At 45.4% G+C, this 22063-nt stretch carries 16 protein-coding genes and 1 pseudogene; 13 read left to right on the top strand and 4 right to left on the bottom strand.

What is annotated here, in order from left to right; all coding sequences use genetic code 11:
• Positions 1-32: 32 nt before the first annotated feature.
• Both H6F44_RS06825 and H6F44_RS06820 read right to left on the bottom strand, forming a co-directional pair.
• Entirely contained in the window at positions 33-779 is a 747-nt protein-coding gene (locus tag H6F44_RS06825) for a hypothetical protein (protein WP_199302030.1), read from the bottom strand.
• Between the two features lie 202 nt (positions 780-981).
• Positions 982-1938: an ABC transporter ATP-binding protein gene (locus tag H6F44_RS06820; RefSeq protein ID WP_190350206.1), complete on the bottom strand. Its 957-nt coding sequence runs from the start codon at positions 1936-1938 to the stop codon at positions 982-984.
• Between the two features lie 310 nt (positions 1939-2248).
• Here H6F44_RS06820 and puuE point away from each other — a divergent pair, with 310 nt between their 5' ends.
• Positions 2249-3151, top strand: coding sequence for an allantoinase PuuE (gene puuE / locus H6F44_RS06815; RefSeq protein ID WP_190350205.1), 903 nt, complete (start codon positions 2249-2251; stop codon positions 3149-3151).
• Positions 3152-3221: 70 nt separating this feature from the next.
• Here puuE and H6F44_RS06810 read toward each other — a convergent pair whose 3' ends face one another.
• A complete protein-coding gene (locus H6F44_RS06810; RefSeq protein WP_190350204.1) occupies positions 3222-5546 on the bottom strand; it encodes a RelA/SpoT family protein in 2325 nt (774 codons plus the stop codon).
• Positions 5547-5676: 130 nt separating this feature from the next.
• Between H6F44_RS06810 and grpE the strand changes: the two genes are divergently transcribed.
• On the top strand, positions 5677-6486 hold the full coding sequence (gene grpE / locus H6F44_RS06805; protein WP_190350203.1) for a nucleotide exchange factor GrpE: 810 nt from the start codon (positions 5677-5679) through the stop codon (positions 6484-6486).
• Here the strand turns inward: grpE and H6F44_RS06800 are convergent.
• Positions 6478-7731, bottom strand: coding sequence for a CCA tRNA nucleotidyltransferase (locus H6F44_RS06800; protein WP_190350202.1), 1254 nt, complete (start codon positions 7729-7731; stop codon positions 6478-6480). The two genes, grpE and H6F44_RS06800, sit on opposite strands and share 9 nt — an antisense overlap.
• Positions 7732-7914: 183 nt before the next feature.
• On the opposite strand from H6F44_RS06800, the gene uraH reads away from it, so the two are divergent.
• The 11 genes and pseudogenes from uraH (at position 7915) to H6F44_RS06745 (ending at position 22043) form a co-directional block, all read left to right on the top strand.
• On the top strand, positions 7915-8304 hold the full coding sequence (gene uraH / locus H6F44_RS06795) for a hydroxyisourate hydrolase (RefSeq protein ID WP_190350201.1): 390 nt from the start codon (positions 7915-7917) through the stop codon (positions 8302-8304).
• Between the two features lie 110 nt (positions 8305-8414).
• Positions 8415-9488, top strand: coding sequence for a PAS domain S-box protein (locus H6F44_RS06790; RefSeq protein ID WP_190350200.1), 1074 nt, complete (start codon positions 8415-8417; stop codon positions 9486-9488).
• A 131-nt stretch (positions 9489-9619) separates the two neighbouring features.
• Positions 9620-10873: pseudogene (locus H6F44_RS06785) on the top strand (ATP-binding response regulator); the annotation flags it as partial.
• 24 nt (positions 10874-10897) lie between these two features.
• On the top strand, positions 10898-11047 hold the full coding sequence (locus H6F44_RS06780) for a response regulator (RefSeq protein WP_199302028.1): 150 nt from the start codon (positions 10898-10900) through the stop codon (positions 11045-11047).
• A gap of 44 nt (positions 11048-11091) precedes the next feature.
• On the top strand, positions 11092-14511 hold the full coding sequence (locus H6F44_RS06775) for a PAS domain S-box protein (RefSeq protein ID WP_190350199.1): 3420 nt from the start codon (positions 11092-11094) through the stop codon (positions 14509-14511).
• A gap of 3 nt (positions 14512-14514) precedes the next feature.
• Entirely contained in the window at positions 14515-14943 is a 429-nt protein-coding gene (locus H6F44_RS06770; RefSeq protein ID WP_190350198.1) for a response regulator, read from the top strand.
• Positions 14940-17360, top strand: a complete 2421-nt coding sequence (locus H6F44_RS06765) for a hybrid sensor histidine kinase/response regulator (protein WP_190350197.1) — start codon at positions 14940-14942, stop codon at positions 17358-17360. The genes H6F44_RS06770 and H6F44_RS06765 overlap by 4 nt, the downstream gene beginning before the upstream one ends.
• 53 nt (positions 17361-17413) lie before the next feature.
• A complete protein-coding gene (locus H6F44_RS06760) occupies positions 17414-19861 on the top strand; it encodes a PAS domain S-box protein (RefSeq protein ID WP_190350196.1) in 2448 nt (815 codons plus the stop codon).
• A complete protein-coding gene (locus H6F44_RS06755) occupies positions 19851-20312 on the top strand; it encodes a response regulator (protein WP_190350195.1) in 462 nt (153 codons plus the stop codon). The genes H6F44_RS06760 and H6F44_RS06755 overlap by 11 nt, the downstream gene beginning before the upstream one ends.
• Before the next feature lie 163 nt (positions 20313-20475).
• Complete coding sequence (locus H6F44_RS06750; RefSeq protein WP_190350194.1) at positions 20476-21624, top strand: sensor histidine kinase; 1149 nt, start codon at positions 20476-20478, stop codon at positions 21622-21624.
• Entirely contained in the window at positions 21621-22043 is a 423-nt protein-coding gene (locus tag H6F44_RS06745; protein WP_190350193.1) for a response regulator, read from the top strand. The genes H6F44_RS06750 and H6F44_RS06745 overlap by 4 nt, the downstream gene beginning before the upstream one ends.
• Positions 22044-22063 lie beyond the last annotated feature (20 nt).

Raw genomic sequence — 22063 nt, 5'->3', positions numbered from 1 at the left:
GGCAAAATCAAAACTGCTACAGCTATGGTGGTTTAGCTCACGCAATACTTATCGTTGGGCTGTACTGATTTCACATCAATGGTGACTCCAGAATTGATCACAAACTCACTCACGCCAATCTCGCTTTTAGGATTGCCCCAATCGTAGGTGTAGCCCATTCTTGTCCAAGGATAACCACCCACAGCATTATAGGACTTGGATCTTAAATCCTCAAACCAATTAACGTATTCGGGTTTGGCTTTTTCTGCAAGGACTGTGGGTAATTGCGTAAACTCACCAAAAGCGGTGCGATCGTTGATTTCAGCATCAGCGCTAGGTCGAAATAGATCCTGAGGATTTACCCAAAATTCGACAAATCGAGTTTTGCCATTATTGGGCGGCAATCCCAATAGTTGCTCTAATCTTAAATTTCTATCGCTCTGATTGGTGACTCCTTTCAATTCCTTTTTACAGAATTCTTGCACTTCAGGGGCTGTCGTCACCCATGTTTGGCGAGATGTATTGACTGACTGACCGATTTGATTATCATAGCCTGTCCAACTTGTCCAAGTTGCCACCAAAACCTTGCCCTTAGGGGAAGTCTTATTTTGCCAAACTAAAGATGGATTATCTTCAGTAATCGCCACTAATTTTTGCGAAACTTCATTTAGCTCAGCCACTTTAGCATCGGTAACCGCAAGATTGTATTTATTGATCAGATCGGGAGAAGTGGTCTGGGCATATACACCTTGGGGGGGCAGACCAATTGTCAATGCAAAGGCAGAGATCGCCAAAAACATGACTACAAATGTTTGAGCTGGAAACCTAACATTAAATCTAGACCGCAAATTGGTTATCAAATTTATTCTTTTCATGGTTATTTTCATGGTTAAACTAAATATCAGAGAGACAAAAAAATCAGACCCAACAATAAATGTTGCCTCTGAATTGCTGTCAATCAATCACCTTGATTAGTTTACAACGCAAAGCGCTAGATGGGAATTAGCTGGTTTGCTTATGTCCAAGCTTAATAAATATACTTTCTAGGGTTTCTTGAGTGCGATGGAAGTTGTAAATGGGAATACCTGCATCAATCAACAACTTCATTAGGTTGGCACAGTCCTCTAAGTTGCCTGTCATCTCTACCCGCACGCTGGGAACACCTGTGAGAACTTCTACTTGTTGGATTTGTGGCGATCGCTTGAGGGCGGCTTGCAAATCTTCCACTTTGCCGAGGGTAGAGATCAGAATTTGTTGTTGATCTTGACTGGTGCGATCGTAGAGTTCCTGTAGGCGTGAGCTTTCAACGAGGTTCCCTAATTCCATAATGCCGATGGAAGTACAGATTTCGGCAAGGTCACTGAGGATATGGGAAGAGATGAGAATCGTCATCCCTTGTTGTTGTAGAGATTTGATAATGTTGCGAACCTGTACCCGCGCTAGAGGATCAAGCCCTGATACGGGTTCATCCAATAGCAATAAGGTGGGATTGTGAATGATGCTACGGGCAAGGCTTAGCCTTTGTTTCATGCCCCGTGAAAGGGTGGCGATCGCCTCATCCTTTTTCTGCTCAAGTTCCACTAGTTCGATCACTTCGTGCAAGCGCTGCGATCGCTGGGGGTCACGCAAGAAATATAGACGCGCAAAATAATCTAAATAGTCCCAGACGGTCAAATCGTCATAGAGAGGGAAGTCATCGGGCAGATACCCCAATTGGCGCTTCAGTTCAGGATTGTTTTGTCCACGCAAAAACCTTGCCCCATTGATATAGATTTCGCCTGCGGTGGGTTCTTCTGCCGCCGCTAACATTCTAATTAATGTGGTTTTGCCCGCACCATTGGGACCTATTAATCCATAAACTTCACCACGTTCAATCTGCAAATCTAGATGATTGACCGCAACATGATTATCAAATTGCTTGGTTAGGTGATATGTCCGAACTGTGGGAGTGGCGGTCATAGATTTATTACCAAGGACAGAGCGCTATATTGTTTGTCAATGCACAAGAGTGTGTTCACACTTTTGCAGATTAGTATAAAGGTTTTTACTACACAAAACGGTATAGCCATTTTGTGTTTTGGTATAAGTTGTTAACTGATGTTACATGGAACCCCTCACCCCCCAGCCCCCTCTCCCAGAGAGGAGAGGGGGAGCAAAATCCAGAAAATTTTTGTTCCCCTCGCCCTTTGGGAGAGGGGCTAGGGGTGAGGGTCTTGGCAAATTCCGCGTAACATCAGTTACCACAAATAACTAGGAGGTATTAACCGTAATGACATATCCGCGAGATCTGACAGGCTATGGACGCACCCCGCCCCATGCCCAATGGCAAAATCAAGCCAGAATTGCTGTGCAGTTTGTAATTAACTATGAAGAGGGTGGCGAAAATTGCATCCTGCATGGGGATAGCAGTTCCGAAACATTTTTATCGGAAATTGTGGGTGCAGTTCCTTTTCAGGGGCTGCGGCATATGAGTATGGAGTCTTGCTATGAGTATGGCAGTCGGTCAGGCTTTTGGCGCTTATATCGGATGTTTGGCGATCGCCAGATTCCTGTGACTGTCTATGGAATTGCGATGGCATTGGAACGCAATCCTGAGGCAGTCGCTGCCATGCTGGAGGCAGATTGGGAAATTGCTAGTCACGGTTATCGTTGGATTGATTATAAATATTTCAGTCCTGAACAGGAACGGGAGCATTTACAAAAAGCGATCGCCATTCATACGGAGATTACAGGATCGCGCCCTTTAGGTTGGTACACAGGTCGCACTAGCGAACATACGCGCCGCCTAGTGATAGAGGAAGGGGGATTTCTCTATGACTCCGATAGCTATGCCGATGACCTACCCTATTGGGACTATAGCTATGGCAAACCCCATTTAGTAATTCCCTACACCCTCGATAATAACGATATGCGCTTCGCCACGCCACAGGGGTTTAACTCTGGGGAACAGTTTTTTACCTATCTACGCGATGCCTTTGACGTTCTCTATGGGGAGGGGGAAGAATCTCCCAAAATGATGAGTATCGGCTTGCATTGTCGCCTAGTCGGCAGACCAGGCAGGGCGGCGGCATTGGCTAGATTTTTAGATTATGTCCAGAGTCATGAGCGGGTGTGGCTCTGTCGCCGCATTGATATTGCTCACCATTGGCACAAACATCATAAACCCCTGTGAAATATAGTTGCGCGGCTTCGCCGCGCAACTATATTTCTCGGCAAAATTTCTCGGCAAAGCCGATATTTGCCTATTCGCCGACCAGTCGGGACACAGATAGTGTGTCGCACATTTTATTGATCTGGTTGCAGACCCGATCAAATTGATGGCGATCGCTGATATCGATGCTGAGATCAATGATTGCTGCCTTGCCCTTTTTGGTTTGGACATTGGCGCGGCGCACATTGATTTTGTTGTCGGATAGACGGGTTAAAATATCCCGCAGTACCCCCACGCGATCAATGGTTTCTACCCTGATGTCAATGGGGTAGGTTTGGGGATGTTCCGTTTCTTTATGTTGATTCCATGCCACATGGAGCAGGCGATCACTAGGAATATTTTGCAAATTATGGCAGTCATGGCGGTGAATGGTAATACCGCGATTGCTGCCGAGGGCAACTACTCCTGTGATCGGTTCCCCTGGTAAGGGCGCACAACAGCCAGCGATCGAATAGACCATGCCCTCTAGCCCCAAAATTGGCGCTTTAGAACTATGGGCATGATCGTGTTTAGCATCATGGCGAGAATCAAATTTGAAGGATTGGGTGCGATCGCCATCGGGTGCAAGTTGATGCAGGTGATGGAAATGATGTTGATGTTGATGTTGGTGTTGATGCTCGCGCAGTTTATTGACCACCGCATTGATTGAGGTTTCGCCATAGCCAATTCCTGCTAAAAGATCCTCCACATTGTGATAGTTGCATTTTTCTGCCAGCTTCAGCATTTGATCGGACTTGAGCAAAGCCTCTAAACCGTTTTTGCCTAGCTCTCGCTCTAAGGCACTGCGACCGAGGGCTATGTTTTCATCACGGCGCGATCGCTTAAACCATTGACGAATCCGACTCTTAGCGGAATTGGTAGCAACAAAATTAATCCAGTCGATACTGGGATGGGCATTATTTTGGGTCAGGATCGTGACAATATCACCATGCTTCAGCGCCCTTTGCAAAGGAACCATCACATTATTTACCAATGCCCCCGAACAATGATTTCCCACTTCCGTATGCACGCGATAGGCAAAATCTACAGGCGTTGCGCCCCTGGGCAAACAGTACACATCCCCCTTCGGACTAAATACATATACTTCGCTATCAAATAAATCCTCCTTGACGCTATCGAGATATTCCTGAGGATCTTTCATATCCCTTTGCCACTCGACCAACTGCCGCAGCCAAGTAAATTTTTGATCATCTCCCTTCAGCGCCTTACTAACAGAATTGCTCTCTTTATATTTCCAATGGGCGGCAATGCCATAGTCTGCGATGTGGTGCATCTCCCATGTGCGAATCTGCACTTCTACGGGTTGCCCCTTAGGTCCAATTACGGCGGTGTGCAGTGATTGATATTGGTTGGGCTTGGGCAGTCCGATATAGTCTTTAAATCTGCCTGGAATCGGACAGAAATGATCATGGACGACAGCGAGGACGCGATAACATTCATCCTTACTATTGACAATGACCCTGACCGCTTGAATATCGTAAATTTCGTTATATTGTTTACGCTGCCGTTCCATTTTGCGGTAAATACCGTACAGATGCTTAGGGCGACCGCTAATATCAACGTTGGTCAAGCCCATTGCCTCTAGGCGATCGCTGAGGACTCTAGTAACTTCAATCAATTGCTCTTGGCGGCTCTCGCGGGTTTCTGCCACCAAAGACTCCATCGTGCGATACTGCTCAGGCTCAATATATTTGAAAGCAATATCCTCCAGTTCCCATTTAATTTGTCCAAGCCCAAGGCGATTGGCAAGGGGCGCAAATATCTCCCTAGTTTCCCGTGAAATTGCTACCTGTTTTTCGGGACGTAAATGTTCGAGGGTTCGCATATTGTGCAGGCGATCGGCAAGTTTCACCACAATCACCCTGATGTCCTGTGCCATCGCCAAAAACATCCGCCGAAAGTTTTCTGCTTGGCTTTCGGTTTTATTCTCAAAGCTCAACTTCGATAGTTTGGTGACACCCTCCACCAACTGCCTGATTTCCTTGCCAAAAACCTCCTCAATTTCATCGCAGGTAACAGTGGTATCCTCCACCACGTCATGCAAAAAACCTGCGGCAATCATGGCATTACTCGCGCCAAGATCTTTGAGGATTGCGGCAACGGCGATCGGGTGCAGAATATATGGCTCTCCTGAGGCACGGCATTGACCGTCATGGAGGCTGTAGGCAAATCCTAGGGCGCGTCCGACTATATCTTCAGCATCTAGAGGTTCTCCTTTCTGAAATTTTTCCCAGCAATTTCTTAACCAATCTGGAATCCATAGGTCTACGGCTACGTTACAGGCTTCTGCTTTTTGATAGTCCAGCAACTGCCCTAGACGCGGAACTTCAGCAGCTATTAGTGTCATCGGAGTCATATGTTCTACTGCGCCCTAGCGAAAATATTTATTCAGATTTTGATAATCTTATTTTAAACTTTATCTTATAGCGAATTTTATAGTGATCGCTATAACTGTTTTCTAAAACCTAAAATACAGGTATTTATCCATGAATGATTCCCCAGAAAATTTTACGCAATCATTAAAAAAAATGATGCAAACTGCGGGGATAGCAAGTTGGCAAATGCTGAGCGATCGCGCAGGGGTGTCGCGCAGGGCTATTGACAGCCTTCGTAAGGGCAATGGCGCAAATTTGAAGTATGCCGATCTAGCTAAATTAGCTACGGTGTTGCAAACCAATATTACTGACTTCATGACTGAATTTGTTGATAAATTCACTGGCGAATCTATTAATAATTTGTATGAACAAACCGAGCATTCCCATGAGGTAATTAATGATCGGATCACCCATGATGTTACCGTTGATTGTTTTGATGATTTACCGTCAGGGATGGGGAATGATCTAGTTGAACAAAATCAAAAGCAAAATCAAGGGCAAAATCAAGAGCGAAACCTTGACCTTCAAGCTGAATACCAACTTTTACTGGATCGCTTAGAGCAGCAAAAACAGGATTTGCGATCGCAGTTAATCCGTGAAGCGGTGCAACAGATTGAGTCATTAATTTTGCAATTGCCATCAGCAATCTATGCAGTACAGCAAAATCCCCAATTACCTGCTAAAAATATTTTGCCGCTATTACGTCCCCTCGATCTGCTTTTGCAGCAATGGCAAGTCAAGCCCATCGGTGCGGTGGGCGAACAGATTGCCTATGATCCGCAGGAGCATGAATTAATGGATCAGACTATGGATCAAGAGCAGGCGATCGCGGTGGGCGATCGCGTATTAGTGCGCTATGTGGGTTATAAATTGGGCGCGCGACTGTTATATCGGGCGAGGGTTTCTCTGCCGCTACATTAAGGTCTTAACTAGGGCGATCGCGGCGGCTCTGGTTTTAACTTGACCTTCCACCTGTGCCAACTTAACGGTTTCTAAAAGCTCGCCTAGCTTGGGACTAGGGGCAATGCCTAACTCATAGCGCAAATCATCGCCCGTGAGCAGTGCCACAGGATAGGCGATCGCATCGTGGGGATTAAGCCACCGCTCTAGCCAAGGCGCAACTTTGGGCAACTCAAGACCAGCAGCTAGGGCAAGGGTAGCGATCGCAGGGAAAAACTCTAGGGTTGCTTGAAAAAATTTGTACTGCTCTGTTAGGGTCGCTTGCTCGCTGAGATCGATAAACTGCGGTAAATAACGCAGGGTTCCCAACAGCCAGCGTTGTTCGGCACGGCTCAAACCCAACGACTCAAGGGCATTGGCGCTATTGGTCAAAGCCGCAAGTTTGATAATTACCAGAGCATAGCGATCGGCTGCCAAGTGTTTGCTAAAAAATAATTCCAAATCTGGATATTCCTTGAGCAGCATCGTAATTACTGACTCAATTTGCCTAAAGCGAGCGATATTGAGGTGTTGGCGCGGCAGCCAATCTGCCAAGATCTGATCCTCAACCGCCGCCATCATCCAATAACTTCCATTGCTACTATGCAATAAATAACCTAATTCCGTGCGTATTCGTTCGGCGGCGATCGCCTTTAATCTCGGTGCAAACTTGATTGCTACCTGCCTTGTCAAGTCCTCGATCGCAAATCCTAACTGCGCCGCCTGCCGATAGCCGCGCAAAATCCGCAATGGATCTTCCGCCAAATTTTCAGGAGCCACCATTCTAATTTGTTGACTTTGTAAATCCCCAAAACCATCAAAAGGATCGATCAAAAGTTCCACCACTTGCTTCCCAATCCCCAATCCCCAATCCCCAATCCCCAATCCTTCAATCTCCAAAAGCTGATGGCATTCAATGGCGATCGCATTCATACAAAAATCGCGCCGCCCAAGATCCTCTCGAATTGTGCGCCCCATTTGCTGGGCAAAGTCTGCCGTGGCATTGGCAAATACGACCCTAGCAATTTTGCGCTCTGCATCTAGCACCACAAAACCCGCCTTATATTTACGGGCGATCGCTTGGGCAACCTCAATGGCGCGATCTGGCAATACAAAATCTAAATCTAAATAGCGACCTTGGCGGTTGAGCAAGCGATCGCGCACCCATCCACCTACAAGATAGGTTGGTGTCGGCAGTTCGTGAAAATCAAAGGGGAATTGTTGCAAGATATACTTAAATCTCTAACTAAATAACCATGTTATAGCTTATTTGAATGCCGCCCCCCAGCCGCATAGGTTTGATGTTTAATTCACAAATGTGTGACAACGCTATTATGGATAGGTGTAATCAGGTTATGCTAAGAGCAACAATGGCGCAAGTATTTATACACAAAGGGTATCATAACAATTATGTCGGGAAAACTATCAACTCATGTTCTAGATACTGTTCATGGCTGTCCTGCTCAAAGTGTCAAGCTAGAGCTATGGGCGATCGCTGACGATACAGATCACAGTCAAGGTCAAAATAAAGTTTTATTAAAAACCCTTTACACCAATCAAGATGGGCGTACTGACGAGCTACTGCTCAATGATACAGAAATCAAGATCGGCATCTATGAGATTTGCTTTTACGTTAGCGACTATTTCGCTAAGTTCCCTGATTGTGCTAATCCAACCAATTCAAAAATTAATTTTCTCGGACAAATTCCCATTCGCTTTGGCATCACCGATGCCAGCGATCGCTACCATGTACCTTTACTGGTTTCCCCTTGGTCTTACAGCACCTATCGCGGCAGCTAGGGCTGAGCCGTAATGTAAAAAATCAATTTTTGATGGAGCAGCGAAGTCAGTTTATTAAGAATATCTGGATAGTCAATTAGCAGTCAGTCAATTAGCAGTCAATCAATTTTATGCAAAAACCTGAAATTCCCGCCGATGAAGGCGATCGCCAAGCTGCCCTTAATCGCTACAAAATTCTCGATACGTTACCAGAACAGATATATAACGACTTGACTCAACTGGCTTCGGATATCTGTGGAACGAAGATTGCTTTAATTTCTTTAATTGATCGCGATCGGCAATGGTTTAAATCGCGGGTGGGAATTGAGGCAACTGAGACATCGCGTGAAATTTCTTTTTGTGGTCACGCTGTAGCAGCCAAAGAGACTCTGCACGTTCCTGATGCCATAGAAGATCCGCGTTTTTCGGATAATCCTTTAGTGGTTGGCGGTCCCAAAATTCGGTTTTACTTAGGAGTACCTTTAATCACTCCCGATCATTATGCCTTGGGTACGTTATGTGTTATCGATGGTGAACCCAAACAACTCACCTCCCACCAAATCAGACAATTGGAAATACTTGGGCATTTGGTTGTCAGTCAACTGGAGCTAAGACTAGCTGAGCAAGCTTCCCGTTTGTTAGTCTCGGTGGTTGAGTCCTCCAACGATGCGATTGTTACAAACACGTTTGATGGAAATATCACCAGTTGGAATCCAGCCGCCGAGAGAATGTTTGGTTATTCTGCGGATGAGGTATTGGGAAAATCGATTTCCATGATGATTCCCAGCGATCGCGTCCATGAAGAAGAGGTATTTATCGATCATATCAAACGGGGCGAACGAATGGAACATTATGAAAGTATTCGTCTGCACAAAGATGGCAGTCCCAGAGATGTATCTTTTACAGTTTCCCCTGTAATTGATGCGACAGGGGAAATTGTTGGGGCTTCCAAAATTGTCCGCGATATCACCACAATTAAGCAATCACAAGCTCAACTTCGCAACATTACCAATGCTTTAAATAACACCGCAATGGTGGCAATCACTGATGTGCATGGCTCCATTATCTTTGCTAATGATAAATTCTGCGAAATTTCTAAATATAGTCGAGCAGAATTAATCGGTCAAAATCATCGCATGATTAGCTCTGGATATCATTCTCGCGATTTTTTTGTGGATATAAAGATGACAGTTTCTATTGGGTGAACACGACGATTCTGCCGTTTATTGACGAACGGGGGAAGTTCTATCAATATATTGCCATTAGTCAAGATATTACCGACCTCAAAAACAATGAAGATCAACTTCTGCAAGCTCTGCGATTCAAGGATGAATTTCTGGCAAATATGAGTCACGAGCTACGCACTCCACTCAATGCCATTTTGGGAATGTCAGAGAGCTTGCAAGAAGGGGTGTTAGGCACAATTAATCAGCGTCAATCTGAAGCGATCGCCACCATTGAGAAAAGTGGAGAACATCTGCTAGCCTTAATCAATGACATTTTGGAACTATCAAAGATTTCTTCGGGAAAACTTGAATTGGAACTCGAACAAGTTTCTATTGAGCAGCTTTGTAAATCAAGTATCGTTTTTGTCAAACAACAGGCTTTCAAAAAACAGATTCAGATCAATGCGAATTTGCCTCCAGATCTAGGAGAAATGCTGTTAGATCAGCGCCGTATGCGACAAGTGCTGATTAATTTATTAACCAACGCGGTCAAGTTTACCCCCAAGGGTGGTAAGGTCAGCCTAGATGTCTATTATGAAGCCTCAGAAGTAGGTTTTGGCGATCGCCCAGAATACCCAGACAGTCGATATATTTGCTTTGCTATAACTGATACAGGCATTGGCATTGCCCCTGAGGATCAAGAGAAACTTTTTCAGCCCTTCGTACAGGTTGATAGCAAGCTAAATCGCAAATATGAAGGAACGGGGCTGGGGCTGGCGCTAGTGAAACAAATTGTGGAATTACATGGTGGTAATGTCGGGCTTCAGAGCGAACTTAATCAGGGTAGCTGCTTTACTGTGCGTCTGCCATATAGTTTTCCCTTGTTGCATAATCAAGAAATATCACCAACGCATTCATCAGCAATTTCAGAAGCAGATCAGCAGTTAGCCATAACTGAAAATTCACCTGAGCAGCAGGTTGTGAGTGAGTTTTATGACAGTAAGGCGACTCCGCTCCCGCTCCCGATCATTCTCTTGGCGGAAGATAACGAAGCCAACATCTTGACTATTTCCAGTTATCTTGAAGCCAAAGCCTATCGGGTGATTGTTGCTAAAAATGGGGTTGAGGCGATCGCTATTGCAAAAGCCGAACGCCCTGATTTAATTCTCATGGATATCCAAATGCCTGTGATGGATGGACTCGAAGCGATCGCCCAAATTCGCCGCGATCCTGGTCTGGCTGATTTACCAATTATTGCTTTAACTGCCTTGGCGGCACTGGTTCCGCCCAATGAGGAGCAGAAAGTCTTATTCAGCAAGGAGTGTAGGAATCTGTTGTCAAAGCTGGTTAACGTGGTTTTTGAGCAAAAAGTGCCTGTACACCCTGTTTTTGTGTTAGGTTACTGCCATACAAGATTCTTTTAATTAAAACCATAACCCTTGCTATGCTTGGCTTTTACTTCCTCACTGGGCGGAACCAGTGCCGCCTTGGCAATGGAAGGCGATCGCGATCGCTGCTTGGGCGTGGGGGCAAATGAGTACATTAGCAAACCGATTAAACTCAAGCAATTGGCTGTACTAATTCAAGAGTTGCTGTAGAGATTCCGCTTCAATCCCCCTTGTAAGTCACAGTAATTTGTCCTATGCAAAATCCTGAAATCCCAGCCAATGAGAGCGATCGCCTAGTTGCACTAGAGCGCTACCATATTCTCGATACCTTGCCTGAGCAAGAATATGATGACTTGACGCAACTGGCGGCTGATATTTGTGGAACGCCGATCTCCTTAATATCTTTGGTTGCTCAAGATCGCCAATGGTTTAAATCGCGTGTTGGAATTGACGTTATGGAGACACCCCGCGATATTTCCTTTTGTGGTCATGCGGTTGCCGATGGCGAGATCTTGAATATTCCAGACACTACTCAAGATGTCCGTTTTGCCGATAACCCATTGGTACTTCAAGATCCTAACATTCGCTTTTATGCTGGTGTCCCTTTAATGACCCCAGATCTCTATGCTTTGGGGACTTTGTGCGTGATCGATCGCCAACCCAGAACCCTTACTCCAAAACAAATCCAGCAACTCCAAGCCCTAAGCCGTTTGGCAGTCGGTCAGTTAGAACTCAGGCTAAGCGGTGAAGACCTCGTAAACCGTACCGCCAACCTCAAGGCAAGAGTCGAACGGGAGCAATTGATCTCCATGATCGCCAATAAGACCGCCGCTTTGTTACCTTTGCCAGAAATTCTCGAAACATCTGTGCAGAAACTGCGATCGCTTCTTGGTTGCGATCGCCTATTAATTTGGCAGTTTCAATCTGATGGTAGTGGATTAGTCATTGCAGAATCTGTGGGCGCAGATTGGCGAGTTGCTCTAAATGAGGCGATCTCAGATCCTAATTTTCGTGGCGATATTGCCCTGCGTCATAAAGAATGTCGGGCGATCACCAAAGAAAACATTCTTACTGCGGGCTATCCTGATGCTTACCTGCATTGGTTACAAGCATATCAAGTGAAGTCAAATCTTGTTGTGCCGATGGTGGTGTCTGGAAAGTTATGGGGATTTCTAGACGGGCATCAATGTATAAACTATCGGGAATGGCAGCATACCGATCTGGTAATGATAGATGAGATCACAGTACAGATTGCGATCGCGATCCAGCAAGCTGAGGCGATGGCAGAACGTCACCGTTGTGAAGTCGAACTTAGAGATAGTGAAGAGCGTTTTGCCTCCCTAGCCTCCGCCGCCCCAGTGGGAATTTTTCGGACAGATGCTGAGGGCAGATGCATATATGTGAACGAACGCTGGCTGCAAGTTTCGGGATTAACCCTGTCTGAAGCTTTGGGTTTTGGCTGGATTGATGGCATTCATCCCAACGATCGCGAATTGGTTTTTACGGAATGGAATACTTCGGTTGCCGAAAATCGTCCGTTTCTTCTGGAGTATCGGTTTCAAAATAAGGCAGGGCAGACGACTTGGGGCTATGGTCAGGCTGTGGCTGAGCGCAATCAGTTTGGGGAAACCGTTGGTTATGTTGGCACGATTACAGATATTAGCGATCGCAAACAAGCCGAAGCCTCTCTACAACAACTCAACCAAGATCTAGAAGCCAAGGTTGCAGAACGCACCCAATCACTGTTGCAGGTCAATAGTCTCCATCAAGCCATTCTCGATGGTGCTGATTATGCATTAATTTCCACCGATTTAAATGGCGTAATCCAGACCTTTAACAAAGCGGCGGAGAGACTGTTGGGCTACAGCGCCTCTGAACTAATTGGTCAATTCACCCCCGCAATTATTCACGATCCGCAGGAGATAGTTAACCGAGCGGCAAACCTGTCTGTGGAGCTAGGGCAGAATATTCTCGTCGGTTTTGAGGTGTTTGTCGCCAAAGCGCGTTTAGGTCTAGCTAGTGAAAATGAATGGACTTACATCCGCAAAGATGGTTCGCGGTTTCCTGTGTTGCTATCTATTACGGCTCTCAAGGATGACCATCAAGAAATTATTGGCTTCTTAGGCATTGCTCAAGATATCAGCGATCGCAAACAGGCGGAACAGGAGATTTTAGAAAGCCAAAGATTTATTGAGAAAATTGCTGAAGCATCGCCAAACATTCTCTATCTCTACGATCTACAAGAACATTGCAATGTTTACAGCAATCGTGAGATTGCATCAGTGCTTGGCTACACACCCACTGAGATTCAAGCGATGGGAGCGGCATTATTTGCAAACTTGATGCATCCCGAAGACCTTGCAAAAATGCCTGACTACTATCAACAAATTGATATTGCTCAAGATGGAGAGATTTTTGAAATAGAATATCGGATGCGTCATGCTAACGGTGAATGGCGATGGCTCTATAGTCGAGACACAGTATTTAGTCGAGATGATCGCGGACAGATTAAATTAACCATCGGGACTGCACAGGATATCAGCGATCGCAAAGAAGCGGAAAGACAATTCCAAAACCTCTCCGATCGCCTCTCCTTAGCCGCTAAATCCTCAGCTATGGGCATTTGGGATTGGGATGTCGTGCATAATATTCTTACTTGGGATGATCGAATGTACGAACTCTATGGCATCACCTCCAATCAATTCTCAAGTGCCTACGATGCTTGGTCAAACAGCCTACATCCAAATGACCGTCAAGCTAGTGAATTAGCCATCCAACAAGCCCTCAAAGGCGAAAAAGACTTTTGCCAAGAGTTTCGAGTCATCCATCCTGACGGCACGATCCGCTTCATTCAAGCCTATGCCATAGTGCAGCGCAATGAGCGCGGCGAACCGCTTCAGATGATTGGGGCTAACTTTGACATTAGCGATCGCAAACAAGCCGAAGTCACAATTCAACAAACTGCCGCCCAATTAGAAGCCTCCAATCGAGAGCTAGAAGCCTTTGCCTATTCTGTATCCCACGATTTGCGATCGCCTTTACGCGCCATCGATGGCTTTAGTAATGCCTTGATTGAGGACTATGGCGATCGCTTTGATGATGAGGCTAAAGATTATTTTGATCGCATCCGCCGCAATATTCACCGCATGGGGATGCTGATCGATGACCTGTTGCGACTCTCCCGCGTATCGCGATCGGAAATGCAATATAGCGCTGTTAACCTCAGTGCCTTGGTACAGGAGCAGATCGATGAATTGCAAGCAATCAATCCAGAACGGCAGGTTAAATTGGCGATCGCGCCCAATATTATCGTCTCTGCCGATCGCACATTGATGCAAGTTGTGATCAACAATTTAGTACAGAATGCTTGGAAATTTACCAGCCACCATGACTCAGCCCAGATCGAATTTGGAGTTTTGCAACAAGAAGATCGTTTAACCTACTTTATACGCGATGATGGAGCTGGGTTTAATATGACCTTTGCCAATATGTTATTTGGTGTCTTCCAGCGCTTGCATAATACTAACGAATTTCCGGGTACGGGTATTGGTTTAGCCACCGTTCAACGTGCTATTCATCGTCACGGTGGCAAAGTTTGGGCTGAAGGAGTTGTAGAACAAGGAGCAACCATTTATTTTACTGTCCCCAATACATCGATCAGGAAAGGAGTATAGGTAATGAATATGAGTAAAATTATTTTGGTTGAAGACAACCCTGATGATGAAAGGCTGACTTTGCGGGCGTTGCGAAAGGCAAACATTGCCAATGAAATTCTCATCGCTCGTAATGGTGAAGAGGCTCTGGCGATGGTGCTGAATGCTGACCCATTGCCAAGTGTGATCCTCCTTGACCTAAAGCTACCCAAAATTAGCGGATTAGAAGTCTTGCGACAGATTAGAGCTAGCGATCGCACTCGCTTTTTACCAATCGTGGTGCTGACATCTTCCAGTGAAGATCGCGATATCATTGAGAGCTATAACTTAGGGGCTAATAGTTATGTCTGCAAGCCCGTTGAGTTTGATCGCTTTACGGAAGCTGTGAGCCAACTGGGGCTTTACTGGGCTTTGATCAATCAGCCCTTGCCAACAGGAGTTAATCACCCATGAGCGAACCACTAAATGCTCTGATCGTTGAGGATTTGGAAGATGATACGCTTTTAACCCTACGCGAACTAAAGCGTGGTGGTTTTAATGTTGTTTGGGAGCGCGTGGAAACTGCGGAGGCACTTCGTAATGCCCTATTAAACCATCCTTGGGATATTGTTCTTTCGGATTACAATCTTCCCCAATTTAATGCTCCTATGGCTCTCCAAATTGTCAAACAAATCCAGCCTAATATACCCTTTATTGTCATATCAGGCACTATTGGTGAAGCCTCGGCAGTCGAGTTAATGCGCCAAGGAGCCAATGACTATCTGATGAAGGGGAAACTAACCCGACTAGCAGAGGTGGTGCGCCGAGAACTTAGGGAAGCCGAAATTCATCTAGAGCGTCAGCAAGCTGCTCTTGAACTTGCTCGCACCAAAGAACGGTTGCAACTAGCGATCGCAGGATCGGGTATTGGCTTATGGGATTGGGATGTTCCATCTGGAAATTTGATTTTTAACGAACGCTGGGCAGAGATAATCGGCTACACCATCGAAGAACTGGAATTTCTCAATGCGGAAACAGTGAAGGAAAAGATCCATCCTGATGATTTCCAGTCAGTCACCTTAGCCTTAGAACAACATTTTCGTAAAGAAAAGGAGACTTACGAGTGTGAAATGAGGATGCGTCACAAGCTGGGCGGGTGGGTGTGGGTTTTGGCGAGTGGCAAGGTGGTGGAGTGGGATGCGGATGGCAAGCCTTTGCGAATGACGGGGACTCATCTTGACATCAGTGGACGCAAACAATCCGTTGAGATGTTGCAACAACTTAATCAAACCTTAGAAGAGAAAGTACGATTGCGAACGGCTGCTTTACAAGAAAGTGAGAGCCGTCTCCGTGAAGCTCAACAAATCGCCCATCTTGGTAGTTGGGATCTGGATGTACTAACCAGAAAAAATTCTTGGTCAGAGGAAATCTTTAGGATTTTCAGGCTCGATCCTGATTGCCCAGAGCCAAAATGTGAAGAGATGGTGGCATATTTTTCTACAATCGATCGCCTACGAATTGTTCACCTGATCGATAGAGCCATTCAGCTTACGGAAGCCTTTGAGAGCGATTTACAAATTATTCGTGCCGACGGTTCTATGGGTTATGTGTTTGTCAAAGCGGAAGCGATCGCCAATGAAGAGGGGCAGGTAATTCGGCTATTTGGGATTCTGATGGATATCAGCGATCGCAAACTCGCTGAATTTCAATTGCAACATACCAATGAAGAACTTGTCCGCGCCACGCGCCTCAAAGATGAGTTTCTTGCCAGCATGAGCCACGAACTGCGGACTCCCCTCAACGCGATTTTAGGAATGACGGAAGGATTGCTAGAAGGAGTATTTGGTGATGTCAGCGATCGGCAAATCAGAGCCTTAAAAACTTTAGAGAATAGCGGTAATCATCTTTTGTCGCTGATTAATGACATTCTCGATGTCGCCAAAATCGAATCTGGTCAAATGGTCTTAGATTTAAGTGCCACATCGGTGCAAAACCTCTGTAAATCTAGCATTGTCTTTGTCAGTCAACAATCTCTCCGCAAACAAATTCAAATCATCGAACAGATTCCTCAAAATCTGCCTGACCTGATAATAGACGAGCGGCGTATCCGTCAAGTTCTGATTAACCTACTCAATAATGCTGTCAAGTTTACTGATATTGGCGGCAGCATCACTTTGACTGTCACTCTATTGTCAGGAGAAGAGTATGGAGAGAATTCCTTTCTGAGATTTGCGGTAAAGGATACGGGTATTGGCATTGCTCCAGAAAACATCACAAAACTATTTCAGCCGTTTATCCAAATTGATAGCGCCTTAAATCGAAAATATGAAGGAACAGGCTTAGGGCTTGCCCTCGTCAAACGGATCGTGGAAATGCATAATGGCAATGTGGGTTTAACCAGTGAGTTGGGCGTGGGCAGTTGCTTTACTGTTGAGCTACCCTGTGGAAGCACCGTTCTTGCTAACCCTAAATCAGAGTCTCAACTCAATCCAGCTTTTTACCCTCAGCCTAGCACTTCCACACTATTAGGATCACCTTTGATCTTACTAGCAGAGGACAATGAAGCAAATATTGCCACGATTTCTAGCTACCTTGGCGCAAAAGGCTATCGCATTGTGTCTGCAAAAGATGGGGCTGAGGCGATCGCCTTAGCTAAATCTCATCAGCCCGACTTAATCCTCATGGATGTGCAAATGCCTGTGATGGACGGACTCGAAGCCACCAAACAAATACGTCTCGATCCTAGTGTAGTTAACATTCCCATTATCGCCTTGACTGCTTTGGCGATGGAAGGCGATCGCGATCGCTGTTTGGCGGCTGGGGCAGATGAGTACGTCAGCAAACCGATTAAACTCAAACAATTAGTTCATTTAATCCAAGATTTGCTTTAGCGATCCCCCTCAATCTCTTTTATTTCAAGAATAATTGTATCAGTAAATTAATTATGCAAACACCTGAAATTCCCGCCGATGAAAGCGATCGCCTAGTTGCCCTCGATCGCTACCATATTCTCGATACCTTACCAGAGCAAGTCTATGACGACTTGACGCAACTTGCGGCGGATATCTGCGGCACGCCGATCGCCCTCATTTCATTAGTAGACAGGGATCGCCAGTGGTTTAAATCTCGTGTTGGGCTAAATGCCACGGAAACCCCTCGCGATATTTCCTTTTGCGGTCACGCCGTTGCCGCCAAGGCAACCTTAAATATCCCTGATGCGAGTCAAGATCCCCGATTTGCCGACAATCCTTTGGTGACAAACGATCCAAATATTCGCTTTTATGCGGGAGTTCCTTTAATTACCCATGATTATTATGCGTTAGGAACTCTATGTGCGATCGATTCACAACCGCACAACCTCACCGAAGCCCAAATCAGACAGTTAGAAGCCCTGAGCCGTCTCGTAGTTAATCAACTGGAGTTAAGGCTTAATCGCAATTCCACCGAATCACAACTAGATGCAGTCTTATCCCTCAAGCAGGCGATCTTAGACAACGCCAACTTTTCGATCATTGCGACCGATTTGAATGGCACGATCCAGTCCTTTAATAGGGCAGCAGAGAGGATGCTAGGCTATGACGCATCGGAGATTGTGGGCAAGACTAGCCCAGCAATTTTTCATGAGTTTTATGAAATTGCCTCCCAAGCCCAACATTTAACGCAGGAGCTAAATACAGATATTCCTGTTGGGTTTGAAGTCTTCACTGCCAAGGCGAAATTGGGACAGGTGTATGAACGGGAATGGACTTATATTCGTAAAGATGGCTCGAAGTTTCCTGTCATGCTGACGATTACGGCGATTCGCACCGAAAGCGGCGAAATAACGGGGTATATGGGGTTCGCCAAAGATATTACCAGCCAAAAGCAAGCAGAGAAGGAAGTAAAAGATATCACATCGGCTCTCGATCAGACTGCAATTATTGCCATTACCGATATCCAAGGAACGATTACCTTTGTCAATGATAAATTTTGTGAAATCTCACAATATAGCCGTGAAGAGCTAATCGGTCAAAATCATCGCCTTCTCAGTTCGGGGCATCATCCGCGATCGTTTTTTGTGGAGATGTGGAGAACGATCGCCAGTGGTCAAACTTGGCGGGCTGAAATCAAAAACCGCGCTAAGGATGGAACCTTCTATTGGGTTGATACGACTATCGTGCCTTTCTTGAATGAAGATGGCAAGCCCTATCAATATTTGGCAATTCGCAAAGACATCACGGCTCGTAAAGCGGCGGATATTGAGTTGCAGAAGCTATCTGTAATTGCGAGTAAAACTGATAATGTGGCGATCGTTACCAATGCTCATGGCGAAATTGAATGGGTTAACGATAGTTTCCATAAATTGACGGGTTATACCTTGGCTGAAGTCATTGGTAAAAAGCCGGGGGATTTTTTGCAAGGAGAGAAAACTTCACAGGAGACAGTTAACTCAATTCGTGAGGCGCTGGCAAAGCATGAACCATTTTCTGGGGAGATTTTGAACTACAGCAAGGATGGCAAAGCATATTGGCTATCGCTAAATATTAACCCTGTCTTCGATGACGATGGGGAGTTAATACAGTTCATTGCGCTCGAAAGTGAAATCACAACTCGCAAAGAAATCGAAATCAAGCTGCGAAAGGAAGTGGAAGGGGCGATGAAAAAGTTAAACGTGATGAATGAGCGTCTAGAAGTTAGTAACCGCGAATTATTAGACTTTGCCTATGTTTCTTCCCATGATTTGCAGGAACCCCTACGCAAAATTCAGGCTTTTGGCGATCGCCTCAAATCAACTTGCCAAGATTCCTTAAACGAAAAAGGATTGGATTATTTAGAACGAATGTTAAATGCGGCGAGTCGCGCCCAGATTTTAATCAATGACCTGCTCGACTTCTCGCGGGTGACGACCAAGGCGCAGCCCTTTCAACCGATCAACTTATCTGAGGTTTTGGAGGGAGTGCTCTCTGACCTAGAGGTGCGGATCGAGAAGTCAGGCGTAATTCTTGAAGTAGATCCTCTGCCTGTTGTTGAAGCTGATGCTCTACAAATGCGGCAAATTTTGCAAAACCTGATCGGCAATGCTTTGAAATTTATCCGCGAAGGGGTTACGCCAATGGTGCAGGTGAGATCGCGGGTTTACATGGAAAATGAGCAAGAATGGTGTGAAATTCGGGTCATTGATAATGGCATCGGCTTTGAACAGCAATATGCTGAACGCATTTTTCAGATTTTCCAGCGACTGCATGGGCGAAAGACTTTTGAAGGTACGGGGATTGGGCTAGCTATTTGCCGTAAGATTGCAGAGAGGCACAATGGAACCTTAATCGCACAGGGCGAACTCGACCAAGGCGCGACTTTTATTTTTACCTTACCAACTCACCAACTTAAAGGAGATCTACAGGATGCCTACTAAAAAAGTAAAAAGCGTTACGATTCTAGTCGCGGAAGATGATGAGGACGATCGCCTACTCATGCAAGAGGCTCTCGAAGAAAACCGCCTTGCCAATGATTTACATTTTGTGGGTGATGGGGTGGAGTTGTTAGACTATCTCAAATGTCGCGGCGACTACAGCGATCCCGCGAGTGCGCCTCGTCCTAGCTTAATCCTATTAGATCTGAATATGCCGCGCAAGGATGGTCGCGAAGCCCTCAAAGAGATCAAAGCCGATCCCGATCTTCGCCAAATTCCTATCGTCGTCCTCACAACTTCTAAGGCAGAGGAAGATATCCTCCGCACCTACGATCTGGGGGTGAGTTCCTTTATTGCCAAGCCTGTTGTATTTGATTCAATGGTGCAAATCATGAAGATGCTGGGAACCTATTGGTTTGAAATTGTGGAATTACCCGATCGCGCTTCTAAATAAATTGATCATGTTTCGCAAAAGGTTTTAAGACCCTCACCCCTAGCCCCTCTCCCAAAAAGGGAGAGGGGAACAAGAAATTAGTTTTACTCCCCCTCTCCCTTAATGGGAGAGGGGGCTGGGGGGTGAGGGCTTTCCAAATAAATCATTAATTCACCAGAAAACAATGACCTTAGATACTTGTCGAGTTCTACTCGTTGACGATGATGAAGATGACTATATTGTGGCTCGTGATTTTTTGAGCGAAGCCGAATTATTGGACTTCAAACTGACTTGGGTTGACAACTATGATGACGGCTTGGTCGAAATTGGCAAAAATTGCCATGATGTCTATCTTTTTGACTTTCGCCTTGGCAAAGAAAACGGCTTAGAACTGTTGCAAGCAGCGATTAAAACAGGATGTACTAAGCCCATAATTTTGCTGACGGGAGTGGGCGATCGCGAAATCGATCAAAAAGCCATGGCATTAGGAGCATCGGACTACTTAGTTAAGGGAAATTTTCTAAGTGCCACCTTACTTGAGCGCTCCATTCTCCATGCGATTGAACGGAAATTGTCAGAAAATCGCCAGCTAAAATTAGTTTCCGAACTAGCCGCCGTCAATCAAGAACTGAAAGACTTTGCCTATATAGTCTCCCACGATCTCAAGGCTCCCTTGCGCGGTATCGCGTCTTTGGCGGATTGGGTGCAAAATGATTATGGCGATCGCCTTGATGACGAAGGGCGCGATATGCTGAGGCTGATGAGTGGGCGCGTAAGGCGCATGAGCGATCTCATCGATGGCGTATTGCAATATTCCCGCGTTGGTCGGGTCAAGGAAAATAAGACCCAAGTAAATCTTGCACGATTACTGCATGAAACCATTGATATAATTGCTGCACCCAATGGAATTCACATTGCGATCGATAGCGAGTTGCCGACCTTGTGGGCAGAAAAGACCCGAATGCAACAGGTATTTCAAAACTTGATTGGTAATGCTGTAAAATATATGGGTAAGCCTGAAGGTGAAATTCACATCGGTCATTCACAAAAACATGACTATTGGGAATTTTATGTCAGTGATACAGGCATGGGTATTGATTCTAGACATTTTGACAAAGTGTTTCAAATCTTTCAAACCCTAGTGCCGCGAGATCAGTCTGAGAGTACGGGAGTAGGCTTGGCGATTGTCAAAAAAATTGTCGAAACCTATGGTGGTAAAATTTGGTTGCATTCTGAAGTTGCTAAGGGTAGTACATTTTGGTTTACATTACCTATGTCAGGATCTATGCCAAATTCCATGTCAGAATCCATGGTTGAGGTGCAAGAATCATGAGAAGTTTCGACCCAATTTTGCTTGTAGAAGATGATCTTTTGGATATTATGACCCTCAAACGTGGGTTAAGGGATATAAGTGCCAATAATCCTCTCCATGTCAGATCCGATGGTGAATCTGCTCTAGATTTTTTACGAGATCCTAACAATCCAGTCCCTGCATTAATCTTATTAGATCTAAATATGCCAAGGATGAATGGGCTAGAATTTCTCAAAATCCTCAAGTCCGATCCTGATTGGTGCAAAATCCCCGTAGTCATTTTGACGACTTCTCAAGAAGAGCAGGATCGTCTTGCTAGTTTTGAATTAAGTGCGGCAGGATATATTGTCAAACCGCTAGAATATCCCGCTTTTGTTGAGAAGTTACAGATTCTTTACCAATATTGGCGATTAAGCGAAATTCCGAGTTTTGCTTCTTGATTTTATGTAGATATATCCCA

This window comes from Pseudanabaena cinerea FACHB-1277 (genome assembly GCF_014696345.1).
Lineage (GTDB): Bacteria > Cyanobacteriota > Cyanobacteriia > Pseudanabaenales > Pseudanabaenaceae > Pseudanabaena > Pseudanabaena cinerea.
The sequence above is the reverse complement of the archived record's forward strand: the minus strand, read 5'-3'. Positions and strand labels throughout refer to the sequence as shown.